Source organism: Saccharopolyspora sp. 7B (genome assembly GCF_020177435.1).
GTDB lineage: Bacteria > Actinomycetota > Actinomycetes > Mycobacteriales > Pseudonocardiaceae > Saccharopolyspora_C > Saccharopolyspora_C gregorii.
The window spans coordinates 42,676-55,237 of the sequence record NZ_JAIUKC010000092.1 but is presented as its reverse complement, the minus strand read 5'-3'; the positions used below and the strand labels follow the sequence as shown (position 1 = coordinate 55,237).

General features: G+C 70.4%; 12 protein-coding genes, 2 tRNA genes and 1 pseudogene. 9 read left to right on the top strand and 6 right to left on the bottom strand.

Features of this window, described 5'->3' with window-relative positions:
• The first annotated feature begins 154 nt into the window (after positions 1-154).
• From LCD33_RS15765 to LCD33_RS15755, 3 genes and pseudogenes are all read left to right on the top strand, one after another.
• Positions 155-228 (top strand) — tRNA-Ile (locus LCD33_RS15765).
• Between the two features lie 73 nt (positions 229-301).
• A pseudogene (locus tag LCD33_RS15760) lies at positions 302-409 on the top strand (DLW-39 family protein); the annotation flags it as partial.
• Between the two features lie 131 nt (positions 410-540).
• Positions 541-613 (top strand) — tRNA-Ala (locus LCD33_RS15755).
• A gap of 460 nt (positions 614-1,073) precedes the next feature.
• Here LCD33_RS15755 and dacB read toward each other — a convergent pair.
• Positions 1,074-2,639 carry a D-alanyl-D-alanine carboxypeptidase/D-alanyl-D-alanine-endopeptidase gene (gene dacB / locus LCD33_RS15750; protein WP_224966673.1) on the bottom strand — a complete coding sequence of 522 codons (1,566 nt, stop codon included), beginning with the start codon at positions 2,637-2,639 and terminating at the stop codon, positions 1,074-1,076.
• A 914-nt stretch (positions 2,640-3,553) separates the two neighbouring features.
• Here dacB and LCD33_RS15745 point away from each other — a divergent pair.
• Positions 3,554-4,774 (top strand): aromatic acid/H+ symport family MFS transporter, encoded by a 1,221-nt coding sequence (locus LCD33_RS15745; protein WP_224958839.1) that lies wholly within the window; start codon positions 3,554-3,556, stop codon positions 4,772-4,774.
• A gap of 38 nt (positions 4,775-4,812) precedes the next feature.
• Here the strand turns inward: LCD33_RS15745 and LCD33_RS15740 are convergent, their stop codons facing one another.
• The gene (locus tag LCD33_RS15740) at positions 4,813-5,313 is read right to left on the bottom strand and encodes an SRPBCC family protein (RefSeq protein WP_224958838.1); all 501 of its coding nucleotides are present in this window, start codon (positions 5,311-5,313) and stop codon (positions 4,813-4,815) included.
• Between the two features lie 84 nt (positions 5,314-5,397).
• Positions 5,398-5,982, bottom strand: a complete 585-nt coding sequence (locus LCD33_RS15735) for a hypothetical protein (protein ID WP_224958836.1) — start codon at positions 5,980-5,982, stop codon at positions 5,398-5,400.
• 126 nt (positions 5,983-6,108) lie between these two features.
• Between LCD33_RS15735 and LCD33_RS15730 the strand changes: the two genes are divergently transcribed.
• The gene (locus tag LCD33_RS15730) at positions 6,109-6,663 is read left to right on the top strand and encodes a peptidylprolyl isomerase (RefSeq protein ID WP_224958834.1); all 555 of its coding nucleotides are present in this window, start codon (positions 6,109-6,111) and stop codon (positions 6,661-6,663) included.
• Between the two features lies 1 nt (position 6,664).
• Complete coding sequence (locus tag LCD33_RS15725; RefSeq protein WP_224966674.1) at positions 6,665-7,573, top strand: rhomboid family intramembrane serine protease; 909 nt, start codon at positions 6,665-6,667, stop codon at positions 7,571-7,573.
• A 3-nt stretch (positions 7,574-7,576) separates the two neighbouring features.
• On the opposite strand, the gene LCD33_RS15720 is transcribed toward LCD33_RS15725, so the two are convergent.
• Positions 7,577-7,987 carry a PH domain-containing protein gene (locus LCD33_RS15720; RefSeq protein WP_224966675.1) on the bottom strand — a complete coding sequence of 137 codons (411 nt, stop codon included), beginning with the start codon at positions 7,985-7,987 and terminating at the stop codon, positions 7,577-7,579.
• 137 nt (positions 7,988-8,124) lie between these two features.
• Positions 8,125-8,391 (bottom strand): cell division protein CrgA, encoded by a 267-nt coding sequence (gene crgA / locus LCD33_RS15715; protein WP_224958829.1) that lies wholly within the window; start codon positions 8,389-8,391, stop codon positions 8,125-8,127.
• Positions 8,392-8,660: 269 nt separating this feature from the next.
• Between crgA and LCD33_RS15710 the strand changes: the two genes are divergently transcribed.
• Genes LCD33_RS15710 through LCD33_RS15700 form a run of 3 tightly spaced genes read left to right on the top strand, consistent with a single transcriptional unit; the run spans position 8,661 to position 10,284 of the window.
• Positions 8,661-9,461: a class E sortase gene (locus tag LCD33_RS15710; protein ID WP_224966676.1), complete on the top strand. Its 801-nt coding sequence runs from the start codon at positions 8,661-8,663 to the stop codon at positions 9,459-9,461.
• A complete protein-coding gene (locus LCD33_RS15705) occupies positions 9,461-9,616 on the top strand; it encodes a hypothetical protein (protein ID WP_224958827.1) in 156 nt (51 codons plus the stop codon). The genes LCD33_RS15710 and LCD33_RS15705 overlap by 1 nt, the downstream gene beginning before the upstream one ends.
• Before the next feature lie 23 nt (positions 9,617-9,639).
• On the top strand, positions 9,640-10,284 hold the full coding sequence (locus LCD33_RS15700) for an aminodeoxychorismate/anthranilate synthase component II (RefSeq protein WP_224966677.1): 645 nt from the start codon (positions 9,640-9,642) through the stop codon (positions 10,282-10,284).
• 139 nt (positions 10,285-10,423) lie between these two features.
• Here the strand turns inward: LCD33_RS15700 and pknB are convergent, their stop codons facing one another.
• The gene (gene pknB / locus LCD33_RS15695; protein ID WP_224958825.1) at positions 10,424-12,409 is read right to left on the bottom strand and encodes a Stk1 family PASTA domain-containing Ser/Thr kinase; all 1,986 of its coding nucleotides are present in this window, start codon (positions 12,407-12,409) and stop codon (positions 10,424-10,426) included.
• Positions 12,410-12,562: the final 153 nt, after the last annotated feature.

Below are 12,562 nucleotides of genomic sequence, written 5' to 3'. Positions count from 1 at the left end.
CTCCGCCCCGGCCGCCGCCCCCCCCCCCGCCCCCCCCCCCCCGGCCGGCGCCCCCCCCCCCCCCCCCCCCCCCCCCCCCCCCCCCCCCCCCCCCCCGCCGGGACCCCCCTGCGTGGACTCGCACGGGCGTCGTGTAATCTTCGAGTCACACCAAGGGCCTATAGCTCAGGCGGTTAGAGCGCTTCGCTGATAACGAAGAGGTCGAAGGTTCAAGTCCTTCTAGGCCCACCCTTCCTGTTCAAGGATGTTCTCCCGATTGCCCGCGGTTCCGCGGGTGCCCCGTTCTAGGAGGCGACCGGAAATGAAGAAGCTTCTCGCACTCGCCGTCGTTGCCGGTGCCGTTCTGTTCGTCGTCCGCCGCAACCGCGCCGCCAAGGCCGAGGCCGACCTCTGGCGCGAGGCCACCGCCGGCGAGGTGTGAGCCTCCGGCTCGCCGTCGGCCCCAGTGGTCGCGGGGCTCTGCGCTCGACCCTGATGTGGTCGCCTGAGTACGCTCGGAGCAGACGCAGAGATCCGGCGGCCCGGTGCTCCGGCACCAACGGGGACGTAGCTCAATTGGCAGAGCACCGCCTTTGCAAGGCGGGGGTTAGGGGTTCGATTCCCCTCGTCTCCACTCCGAGGAGTCTGGTCGACGCTAGCGTGTCGTCGCGGCTCCTTTTTGCTTGTACGGGGGTCGGGTCCCGTAGGCCCGCACAGTGCGGTGGTCGAGGTTCGTCGGTGTCTTTCGCTGGGGAGCGTTCTCGATCCGCGCACTGATCAACGGCTCGGTGCTCGAGTGAGCTCCCGCAACTTTCACCTCGTGAGACCAGGTCATGCACCTGGTCTTTTTTCATGATCCGGCTTAGGCACATCCGGGGCACGCACGGCCGCGGCCGTGCGTTACGAGGTGGAAGAGATGTCCCCGCCGGGCTGGCAGACCAACAGGATGGGGCTGTGCGCGGCAGCTGCGTCCGGGCACGTCCCCATCCTGTCGACCTCCACAACGGTCAAGAGCTGGTGTCAAGGGTACGAACTCGGCGGCGCGGTGACGCCAGATGCCGAACCCTTGACACCAGCTGGTCAGTCACTCTTGGTCAGCAGGACTTGATCCAAGAGCATTCCAAGCCCGAATCAGCGCCCGCGGCCGGAACGATCTTCTTGAGCACGGTGGTCGGGCGGCGCGATTGTTCGTCCGCGCCCGAGTGCTCGGCCAGCCGCACGGCGATCGCATCTTGGAGATCGTTCGGCGCAGCGTCCCGGTAGTCGTTGAAGATCACCGAGAACACCAGCGGACGCCCGTTCGCGGCGGTGACGTAGCCGGAGAGCGCGGTCGCACCGGTGAGTGAGCCGGTCTTCGCGTGCACGTTGCCCGCGGCCGCCGTGTCACCCATCCGGTTGCGCAGCGTGCCGCCGACCAACTTGTCCGCGTCTCCCGCCACTGGCAGCGCTGCGTGGAAATCCGCGAACCACGGGCGTTGCCGTGCGTTGTCCAGCAACAACGTCAACTGCTCCGGCGAGACTTCGTCCATCGGCGAGAGCCCGGAGCCGTCGACGAGGTGCAGTGCGGCCGGATCCAACCCGAGCCCGGCGAGCCGCTCGGTGATCACCTCGATTCCGGCGGGCCACGAGCCCTCGCCGCGAGCTTGCCTGCCCATCGCCTTCGTCAGCACCTCGGCGTGACCGTTGTTGCTCAGCTTCAGGAACGGGGTGAGCAGCTCGCGCAGCGGCATCGACTCGTGTTCGGCGAGTACGTCCGCGTCCGCCGGAACCACGCCGGAACCGGTTTCGGCGACCTCGACGCCGTGCGCGCGGAGTGCGCGGGCGAACACGTCCCCCGCGTAGGCGGTGGGGTCGGGGACGGTGGTGAGTTCCTCCACCGGCTCGGAGCCCGCAGGCAACGAGCCCGACACGATGACCCGGTCGCTGCCCTGCTCGCGAGTCACCTGCAAGGTCGAAGGCGAATCGGGCTGCCCGGTCGTGGCCTGCACGTCGAGCCGCACGGCGTCGGTCGCGGGCTCCGTTGCGACCTGAACCGGGGCGCCCACCGGCGTCGGGGACACGCGCAGCTGGACGGTGCCGGCGTCGAAATCCTCGTTCGGGGCGACCGTCAGCGCCGAGATCGGGGCCGCGTAGGGGTACGGCTCGTCGGCCGGGTCCCAGCCGGTGCCCAGCCGCACGTTGTCGAACCAAGTGTCATCGGTCAGCAACCGGCCCTGCACGGTCCGCACGCCGGACGCCGCGACCTGTTCGGCCAGCCGGTCGTAATCGGCGGGCCGCATCGTCGGATCACCAGTGCCGCGCAGGTACAGGTCACCGCGCAGCACCGATCCGTCTCGCGGCGCGGCGGCCTGCACCTGGGTGTTGAACCGGTAGTCCGGGCCCAGTTCCTCCAGGGCCGCCGCCGAGGTGAGCAGCTTCGCGTTCGAGGCAGGTGTCACCGGCGCCTCGGCCTGCTTGTCATAGAGCACCTCATCGGTCTCCGGATCCCGCACCACCACTCCCGCATGGGCATCGGTCAGGCGTGGATCGGCCAGGATCTTGTCCAGATCACCCCGTAGCGCATCGGCTTCGGCCGAAGCCGATGCGATCGGTGCGGAAGTCACCGGCCCGACGACGAAGCCGAGCAGTAACAGAACTAGAACGGACACCCATCGACGCATCGCGCCTCCTTGCTCGTTGGGTTGGCGAGGTTGACGGCAGACGCCGGTCCGGACGGTGAGCAGGGTGCGCGGTTCTCGCGGGACTGCGTACCGGGTCCGGCCGGCGCGGGAGCTTGTGGTCGTAGCTTCATGTGGCGGTACCGGCCCGTCGTCCCGCAGCCACCGAGATGGTGCGGTCCGAGGCCCTGTTCGAGTTCGTCACCGGCTTTCGGCCAGTTCCACGAGCTCACGCGGGCTGGTGGTGTCATCCAGGCCGGAGATTCGGTAGTCGGTGCGCTGGGGCTCGCCGTGCGCCATGCGGACATCCCTCGCGGAGGCGGACCGCCGTCCTCATGGCGAGCCTTGTCGCGGTCGGCCGGGCCACGTGCGCAGGGCCCACCGCGAGTGCATCGCTGCGGTGAGATTTCCACGGGTCCCTCTCAAGCCAGTGCGCCTCGACGACAACGAACTGGCCGATATTCCGCCGACATCGACCAGACGGCGTTCGCCTCAGCTCTGCAAGTCGTACGTCGCCGATCATGGCATGGCGCTCCCCCCATATCTCAGCGAACACCACGACCAAAGGGAGAACTCGCATTAACGCCTCCGGCGTCACCGCACGATCACGACAGCATGATCAATACCGAGCACAGCCCCCACTCGGAGGGAGGAATGAATCGGGTTCTGCCTGTGGGTCTCGACTTTCCCGAGCGTCGTTGTTCTGAAGGGGTGACTCCCCGCAGATCCGCAACGGGGCGAGGTCGTGTGTTCCTTGGAAGGCGCTGGTATCGACCGAGCGGTTCGGTCCAACGGGCCAGGCAGTGGGTTTTCGGTGAGTGGAAGGGGCGGCGTTGTGGCGGGTGAGCCGGCGGGCACGATGCGTCGGCAGCAGGTGTGAGGTCGATTACCTGATCAACCGTCGAAGGGGGCCTGGCGTGGCTACCGGAACCGGCGCCGGACGTGTCGCTCACGCCGGGTGGGTGGTGCCGCTGTGCTGGAGCGCGGTGCTGCTCGACGGGTTCGACCTGGTGGTGCTGGGCAGCGTGCTGCCGGTGCTGCTCGACCAGGGGCAGTGGGGGCTCACCCCGGCGACGGCCTCGCTCGCGTCCACCGCCGGGCTGCTCGGGATGGCGATCGGGGCGCTGGGCTTCGGCACCGTCACCGACGTGATCGGCCGCCGCACCGCGCTGATGGTGTCCGTCGCCGGCTTCTCGCTGCTCACCGCGCTGTGCGCGGTGGCGCCCTCGTTGCTGGTGTTCGGGGTGCTGCGGTTCCTCGCCGGGCTCGGTCTCGGCGGCTGCGTGCCGACCGCGATCGCGCTGGTCACCGAGCACGCGCGGCCCGGACGCAACGGTGCCGCCAGCACCACGATCATGACCGGGTACCACGTGGGCGCGATCCTCACCGCCGTTCTCGGCATCCTGGTGCTGCCCGCGCTGGGCTGGCGGTCGATGTTCCTGTTCGGCGCGGCGCCCGCGCTGGTGCTGGTCCCGCTGATGGTGCGGTACCTGCCCGAGTCGGAGTCGTTCCGGCGTTCGGCGACGGCGGGAGCCGGGGTGCGCGGTGGGCTGGACACCGTCGCCGGCTTGTTCCGCGGCGGGTTCGCGCGCAGCACGCTGGCGTTCTGGGCGGCCTCGTTCATGGGCCTGCTGCTGGTGTACGGCCTCAACACCTGGCTGCCGGAGATCATGCGGGTGGCCGGTTATCCGCTGGGGGCGGCGCTGGGACTGCTGCTCGCGCTGAACCTGGGCGCGGTGTTCGGGCTCGTCGTCGCCGGGTTCGTGGCGGACCGGGCCGGGATCAGGACGGTGACGATCGGCTGGTTCCTCGCGGCCGCGGTGTTCCTCGCCGCGCTCAGCATCCGGTTGCCGGAGGCCGGTGTGTACGCGGCGGTCTTCGTCGCGGGCAGCTTCGTGTTCAGCGCGCAGGTGCTGGTGTACGCGTTCATCGGCCGCGCCTACCCGGCGGAGACCAGGGCCACCGGGCTCGGCTGGTCCGCGGGTGTGGGACGCATCGGCGCGATCTGCGGGCCGCTGCTCGGTGGGGCGCTGCTCACCGCGGGCATCGCGTACCCGTGGGGCTTCTACGCGTACGCGGCCGTCGGGGTGCTGGGAGCGCTCGGCATCGCCCTGGTGCGGGCGCCGGGACGCGGGTGAGCGGTGGCGCCGCTCCCGCACGGCGCCACCGGTGCTGCTCAGCCCTGCTCAGCGGCCTTCTTGATGCCGTCCACGGTCTGGCGCAGCGCATCCTTCAGCTGCGCGGTGCGGGTCTCGACGAACTGGGCGCCGCCGTCCTCCTGCTGGGAGAGGAACTCCTGGATCGGCGCGGTCAGCGCCTGCATCACGTACCGCTGGGTGAGCCGGGAACCCGAGCCCTCCGGCTCGATCTCGAAGGACCACACGGAGTTGTCGGGCCGCTCCGAACCGGGCAGCACACCGAACGCGAAGCGGCGGTCTTGCTCGGCGACGAGCACCTCGCACTCGCTGGACCAGGTGCGTTCGCCGTTGCCGTTGTCCCCGCGGAACCGGGAGCCGACCTCACCGGGCGTGCCGGACAGCCATTCACCGCCGGTGCTCTCCGGGCTCCACTCGCCGTACCGGGTGATGTCGCTGATCAGCGGGTAGATCCGTTCCGGCGGTGCGGCGACGGAGGTCGAGTGCTGCAGGTCCAACCGGGGGGTGTCGTCATGAGTCACTAGATCGACAGTACCCCGTACGGGTGGTGCGTGGAGCCGTGAACGCGGCGGCGCCCCGGAGGGCACCGCCGCGTCGGCACGTGCTCAGCGGTCCGCGTCGGGACGCGCGTCGGGATTGCGGGAGAGCCCGTCCTCGTGGGTCGGGAAGTCCTCGGCCTCGGCGATCGGCAGCTCCTCCGGGCGGCGCGACAGCGCCACCACGGCCACCCCGCCCAGCGCGGCCAGCACCAGCAGCACCCACGGCCACTTGCGGCGCGACTTCGGTGCCGGGTCGATGCGGGCCGCAAGCTCCTTGCGCGCCTGGTCGGCGTTCTTCGCGAGCTCCTTGCGGGCTTGCTCGGCGTTCTTCGCCAGCCGTTTGCGCGACTTGGCGGTCTTCTTGTCCCAGTCCTTGCGGGTCTTCTCCCACTGCTTGCGGGCCTTGCGGCCGCGCTCGGCGAGGTCATCGCGGGAGAGCCCGGTGGCCTTCTGGGCGAGCAGCTCCGGCAGGTGCTCCGGGGCCAGGCCCCGCTCGGTCAGCTCCTGTTCCGCGCGGGCGATCGCCTGCTTGGTCGCCGTGCGACCGTACTTGCCCGCTCGGACGGCACCTTCGCGCGCGGTGCGCACCCCCGTGCCGACCGCCCTGCCCACGTTCTCACCAGTTCGGGCCATCGCCTCCACCTCGTCCATCGTGTGCCTCCTTGGCCGGCGTTCACCGGTCGTCCTGCCGTGCCGAACCGTATCCGGCACGCGACGATCACCACCAATACTGCACCCAGGCACGTGGTTCCCGCTTTCCGATGGCAGGATGGGTGCGTGGCTGAAGACAACGGATCGCTCGTCGGGAAGACCGTGACCGCGACCCTGCACACCTCGCAGGGCGACATCCGGATCAACCTCTTCCCGAACCAGGCGCCGAAAACGGTGGGCAACTTCGTGGGGCTCGCCGAAGGGACCAAGGAGTACACGAGCCCGAACGCCCGCGGTGAGCGTTCCGGCCCGTTCTACGACGGCGTGATCTTCCACCGGGTCATCGACGGCTTCATGATCCAGACCGGGGACCCGACCGGCACCGGCCGTGGCGGCCCCGGGTACGAGTTCGTCGACGAGTTCCACCCGGAGCTGCAGTTCGACAAGCCGTACGTGCTGGGCATGGCCAACCCGGGCCGGCCGAACATGAACGGTTCGCAGTTCTTCATCACGGTCGCGCGCACGCCGCACCTGAACTACAAGCACACCATCTTCGGCGAGGTCGCCGACCAGGAGTCCCGCGAGGTCGTGGACGCCATCGCGCACACCGCGACCGGCGCGCAGGACCGCCCGCTCACCGACATCGTCATCGAGAAGGTCTCCGTGGAGCTCGGCGAGTGACATGAGCGTTCCACCCGGTCAACCGGCCGGTCCGGAGGAAGCGGCGCCCCTGCCCGGGTGCGCCCGCCACCCGGACCGGCCGACCGGGCTGCGCTGCACGCGCTGCGAGCGCCCGGCCTGCCCGGACTGCCTCCGCGAGGCCTCCGTCGGCTACCACTGCGTGGACTGCCTGGCGCAGAGCTCCCGCGGCGGCCGGGAGGCCGTGACCGTCGCCGGGGCGCGGATCAACGCGAAGCCCGTCGTGGTGCCGGTGCTGATCGTGCTGAACGTGCTGGCGTTCGCCGCGATGGCGTTCCAGGCGGGCAGCATCCAGAACAACGCGGCCTCCGAGGTCTTCTACCAGTTCTCGCTGTGGCCGGTGGGCGTCGCGGGCGGGCAGTGGATCCGCCTGCTGAGCTCCGGTTTCCTGCACATCGGTCCGATCCACCTGCTGATGAACATGGTGGCGCTGTGGATCATCGGGCGGGACCTGGAGACGGTGCTGGGGCGGTTGCGCTTCACCGCCGTCTACTTCCTGTCGCTGCTCGGCGGCAGCGCGCTGGTGTTCCTGCTCGGCGCCGCGGACCAGCCGGTCGCCGGTGCGTCCGGTGCGGTCTACGGGCTGATGGGTGGGATCGCGATCGCGGCGCTGCGGCTGAAGGTGAGCCTGCGGCCGGTGCTCATCGTGATCGCCCTGAACATCGTGCTGAGCATCTCCATCCCGGGCATCTCGCTGCTCGGGCACCTCGGCGGGTTGGCGCTGGGCGCGGCCGCGACGGCGGCGCTGGTGTACGCGCCGCGGGAGCGCCGGGTGCCGGTGCAGGCCGCGGCGCTCGGCGGACTGCTGCTCCTGCTGGTCGTCGTGGTGGCGACGCGGGACCTGTCGATGGGCCCGATCCACTGCATCGCCGACCGCTGCTTCGGCGGCTGAACGTCAGCCGCGCAGCACGTCCAGGGCGTCGGCCACGTCCTGCGGGTCCTCGCCGAGGTCCAGCTTCCCGAGGACGACGAGCTCACCGGACTCGGTGTCCAGTTCCAGCGTCGACGTGCTCAGCCCGAAGCGCTGCCGTGACCGCACCTCGACCCGCACCTGCGCCCACGGGTGGTGCCGGGTCCCGGTGAAGCCGCGCAGCGCGATCCCGGACGGGTCGGCGCGCAACCGGGGGCGCAGCAGGCTGCCGCAGGCCGCGGCGACGGCCAGCACGACGACGAGCAGCCCGACGAACAACCGGTCGGACGGCGTCTCGGCGAGCCACCACCACACGGCGCTGCAGGCGGCCAGCGCCCAACCGCAGGTGACCAGGCCCAGGGGAGCGGACCACTCGCGCACGGTGTTCACATCCACCCCGCCAGTGTCCCGCACCTGGGCCGAACGGAGTTGTCCACAGGAGTTGTCCACACTGGGGATGAGTTACACGCGTGTGGTTCGGCGACTCGGCCGCACGTGCGCGTGAACCGCTCCGCCCCGGACGGGGGAGCGCGTCAGCGCCACCGCATGGTCATCAGCAGACCGACGATGATGAACGCGAACCCGACCGCGAAGTTCCACGGCCCCAGCTCGGTCATGAACGGGATCTGCTCGCCGGCCAGGTAGTTCACCACCAGCCAGAGCAGGCCGATCAGCATCACGCCGAGCATCACGACCACGTAGATCGGGTGCGACGGGCCGACCGACTTCGCCTTCACCGGCGTGCGGCGGTCCACCGGGGTGGCAGCGGAGTCCTTCTTGCGGACCTTTGACTTCGGCATGGTGTCCTCGCCAGGTGGTGCGGGCCGCAGCCCTGCTCGCGTTCGGTGAACGCGCCGGGACCGGCCGACGGCCGCCGCTCTACCGGTTCGCCGCGCCGGGACGGCCCGGGTCGACGTATCGGAGCGGGCCTGGCCACAACAGCGGAACCGATCACGACGCGTCTCGTTGTCCACTCACACGTTAACGTAATCGCGCGCCCGACCGAACACCCCTGCGCGGTGCGGAGCGGGTCGTGATGAGAGGGATACCGTTGGAATCGTCTGAGGTGGTGACCGCTCCGCCCCCGGATCGCCGAGGTGAGCGGCTGCGCGGCGGCATCCGCATCACCGGCGAGGTGTTGATCACCCTCGGTCTGGTGTTCCTGCTGTTCGTCTTCTACGCCGTGTACGTCACCGATTGGACCAGCGCCCGCAGGCAGGCGGAGGCGAGCGAGCGGCTGCGCGTCGAGTGGGAGCGCCCCGCGGCCTCCGCCGCGCCCGCCGCGGAGGGGGAGGGGTTCGCCGAGCTGCACATCCCGGCGCTCGGCCCCGACTTCCGCTACACCGTGCTGGAGGGCACCGACGCGACGACCCTCGCCGCGGGACCCGGCCACTACACCGGCACGGCGCTGCCTGGTGAGCAGGGCAATCTGGCCATCGCCGGGCACCGCATCGGCAAGGGCGCGCCGTTCGGCGACCTCGACCGGCTGGCCGCCTGCGACGCGATCGTCGTGGAGACCGCGACCGACTGGTACGTGTACCGGGTGCTGCCGATGCGCGACCAGGTCGCGGGGTGGGACCCGGCGGCCGACCCGCGCTGCGCGGGCGTCGCGCCGATCGGGGGGCCGTACCAGGGCCTGGTCGGGCAGGAGATCGTCCGCCCGGAGCAGGGCGAAGTGATCTACCCGGTGCCGTGGCGCCCGCGCGAGGAGCTCCCGCGCGAGCAGCAGACCCGGTTGATCACCCTCACCACCTGCCACCCGCGGTGGTCCGCGGCGCAGCGGCTGATCGTGCACGGCGTGCTGGTCAAGCAGTACCCGAAGGACCCGGTGCACCGGGACCTGCGCCCCGCGGAGCTCGAGGAGTCCTGATGTACCACTGGATCTGGCGGCACCTGCCGGGCCCGCTGCCGGTGAAGCTCGTCGAGGCGGTCGTGCTGGTGCTCGCGGTCGTGGCGTTGCTGCTGTTCGTGGTCTTCCCGTGGCTGGAGCCGCTGCTGCCGTTCAACGACGTCACCACCGTGTGATGCCTCGCCGGTAGGCTGGTGGGGTGCGCGTACTCGTCGTCGACAACTACGACAGCTTCGTCTACAACCTCGTGCAGTACCTCGCCCAGCTCGGCGCGGACTGCGCGGTGCGGCGCAACGACGCCGTGACCGACGAGGACGTGGCCTGGTCCGACGGCGTCCTGCTCAGCCCCGGGCCTGGCACGCCGGACCGGGCCGGCCGGTCGATGGAGCTCGTCCGGACCTGCGCCCGCGACCGGCGCCCGCTGTTCGGGGTGTGCCTCGGGCACCAGGCGATCGGCGCCACCTGGGGCGGTGTCGTGGAACGCGCGCCGGAGCTGCTGCACGGCAAGACCTCGCTGATCGAGCACTCCGGTGCGGGCGTGTTCGCCGGCCTGCCGCAGCCGTTCGTCGCGACCCGCTACCACTCGCTGATCGTGCGGGCGGTGAGCGTGCCGGACGACTTCGAGGTCACCGCGCGCACCGCCGACGGCATCGTGATGGGCATGCGGCACCGCGAGTTGCCCGTCGAAGGCGTGCAGTTCCACCCCGAGTCCGTGCTCACCGACGGCGGGCACCGGATGCTGGCGAACTGGATGACCGCCGCCGGGCACCCGCCGCAGGCGGAACTGGTGGACGAGCTGGAGCGCGGAATGCGCTCGCTCGCCGCCGCCGCGCAGCGTTCTTGATCGTTCGGAGTGCGCTGACCTGCGTGGACGACCGTTCCACGTGAAACCGCCCGGAACGTAGCGGTGCCCGGAGGTCGCGGCCCGCGCGAGCGCGCGAACCGTGCCTCCGGGCACCGGTGCCTCAGTCCCGAGGGCCCCTTCAACCGAATCCGGGGAAGAACCCGTCGGAGGTCGGCGGGTTGCTGGTGCTCGGGTTGGCGTCGTACTTGCCGATCTGCAAGGTCACCGTCTGGTTCTTGCCGATCTTCTGGCCGGAGCCGGGCGAGCTGCCGATGACCTGGTCGTCCTTGCTCAGGTCGTCGGTCTCGACCTCTTCCTCCTTGATGCTGCCGTTCCAGCCCATCGCCTTGAGGGCCTGCTCCGCCTCGTCCTTGGACTTGCCGGTCAGCGGCGGCATCGTGAGCTGGGCGCCGTTGGACACGACCAGCGTGATCTCGGAACCCTTCTTGACGCTGGTGCCCGGCGACGGGTTCTGGTCGATCACCGTGCCCGCGTCCTGGTCGGAGTCCCGCTCCTCGCGCTGGATCTTGAAGCCCGCCGGTTCCAGGGTGGCCTTCGCCTGCTCGTAGGAGAGCGTGCGCACGTCCGGGACCTGCGTCTTCGCGACCTCCTTGCCGACGGTCACGTTGATGGTGGTGCCGCGGGCGACGGAGCCGTCCTTGCTCTCCCAGTCGACGATCTTGCCGACCAGGTTGGAGTCCTCGACCTCGACCTCGTCGTCGTCCAGGCCCAGCACCAGGCCCTGGTCGCGCAGCAGCGTGGAGGCCTCGCTCTTCTCCTTGCCGTACAGGTCGGGGACGCTGACGATCGCGGGTCCGCCGCCCTCGCAGAGCTGGAGCCGCTGCTCCTTCTTCACCACCTGGGTGCCGGCCGCCGGGGTCACCTTGACCACGGTGCCGAGCTGCTCGGCGGTGGACTCGCACTTCTGCGGGCTGACGTCGAACAGCCAGTTGCCGGCGTTGAGCTGCGAGCGGGCCGCGCTCATCGTCATGCCTTCCAGCGGCGGGACGGCTTCCTTGCGCGGTTCGTCGGATTGCGCGAAGAACGTCGTCGCCAGCCACGCCACCAGGATGAACACGCCGACGCAGGCCAGCGTGACCAGTGCGATCAACCAGTTCCGGCGGCGCTTGCCGTCGTCGTAGTCGGCGGCGGCCACGGTCGCCGTGGAGCCGGTGTGGCGCTCCGCGGAGCGGTGCCTGCCGGGGCTGAACACCTCGGTCGCCGCGGGCGGCGCCATCATCGAGGTGCGGTCCTCCTCCGACATGATCATCGGAGCCTTGGGGCGCTGGCCGGACAGCACCCGCACCAGGTCGGCGCGCATCTCCGCGGCCGACTGGTACCGGTTCGCCGGGTTCTTGCTGAGCGCCTTGAGCACCACCGCGTCCAGCGAGGCGGGCACCGTCGGGTTCACGTCGGACGGCTTGCGCGGGTCCTCCCGCACGTGCTGGTAGGCGACCGCGACGGGGGAGTCACCGGTGAACGGCGGCTCCGAGGTCAGCAGCTCGAACAGCACGCAGCCCGCGGCGTACACGTCGGAGCGGGCGTCGACGGACTCGCCGCGCGCCTGCTCCGGCGACAGGTACTGGGCGGTCCCGATCACCGCGGCGGTCTGGGTGACCGCGGCCTGGCCGTCGGCCAGCGCCCGGGCGATGCCGAAGTCCATCACCTTCACCGCGCCGGAGCGGGTGATCATGATGTTGGCCGGCTTCACGTCGCGGTGCACGATCCCGTGCCGGTGGCTGAAGTCCAGCGCCGCCGACGCGTCCGCCATGACCTCCATCGCACGGCGCGGCGGCAGCGGACCCTCGGACTTGACGATGTCGCGCAGCGTCCGGCCGTCCACGTACTCCATGACGATGTACGGGAGCTGGTCCTCTTCGGTGTCCGTCTCACCGGTGTCGTAGACGGCGACGATCGCCGGGTGGTTCAACGCGGCGGCGTTCTGCGCCTCGCGGCGGAACCGGAGTTGGAACGTGGGGTCCCGGGCCAGGTCGGCACGCAGTACCTTGACCGCCACGTCCCGCCCCAGCCGGATGTCCCGGCCGCGGTGGACCTCCGACATACCGCCGTAACCGAGCGTGTCCCCGATTTCGTAGCGGTTGTTGAGAAGTCGCGGTGAGCTCATCGATGCGTCGTCCCGATCTTTGTCAATGATCGTCCCATCATGCCGACCCGCTGCGCACTGCAGATCGCCGCCGTCCGGTGGCGATGAACCGCGCGGTGTGTACCCGACTTCGGTGTGCCGGAACCGTCGAATGCGAACCCGACCGCTGCGGCA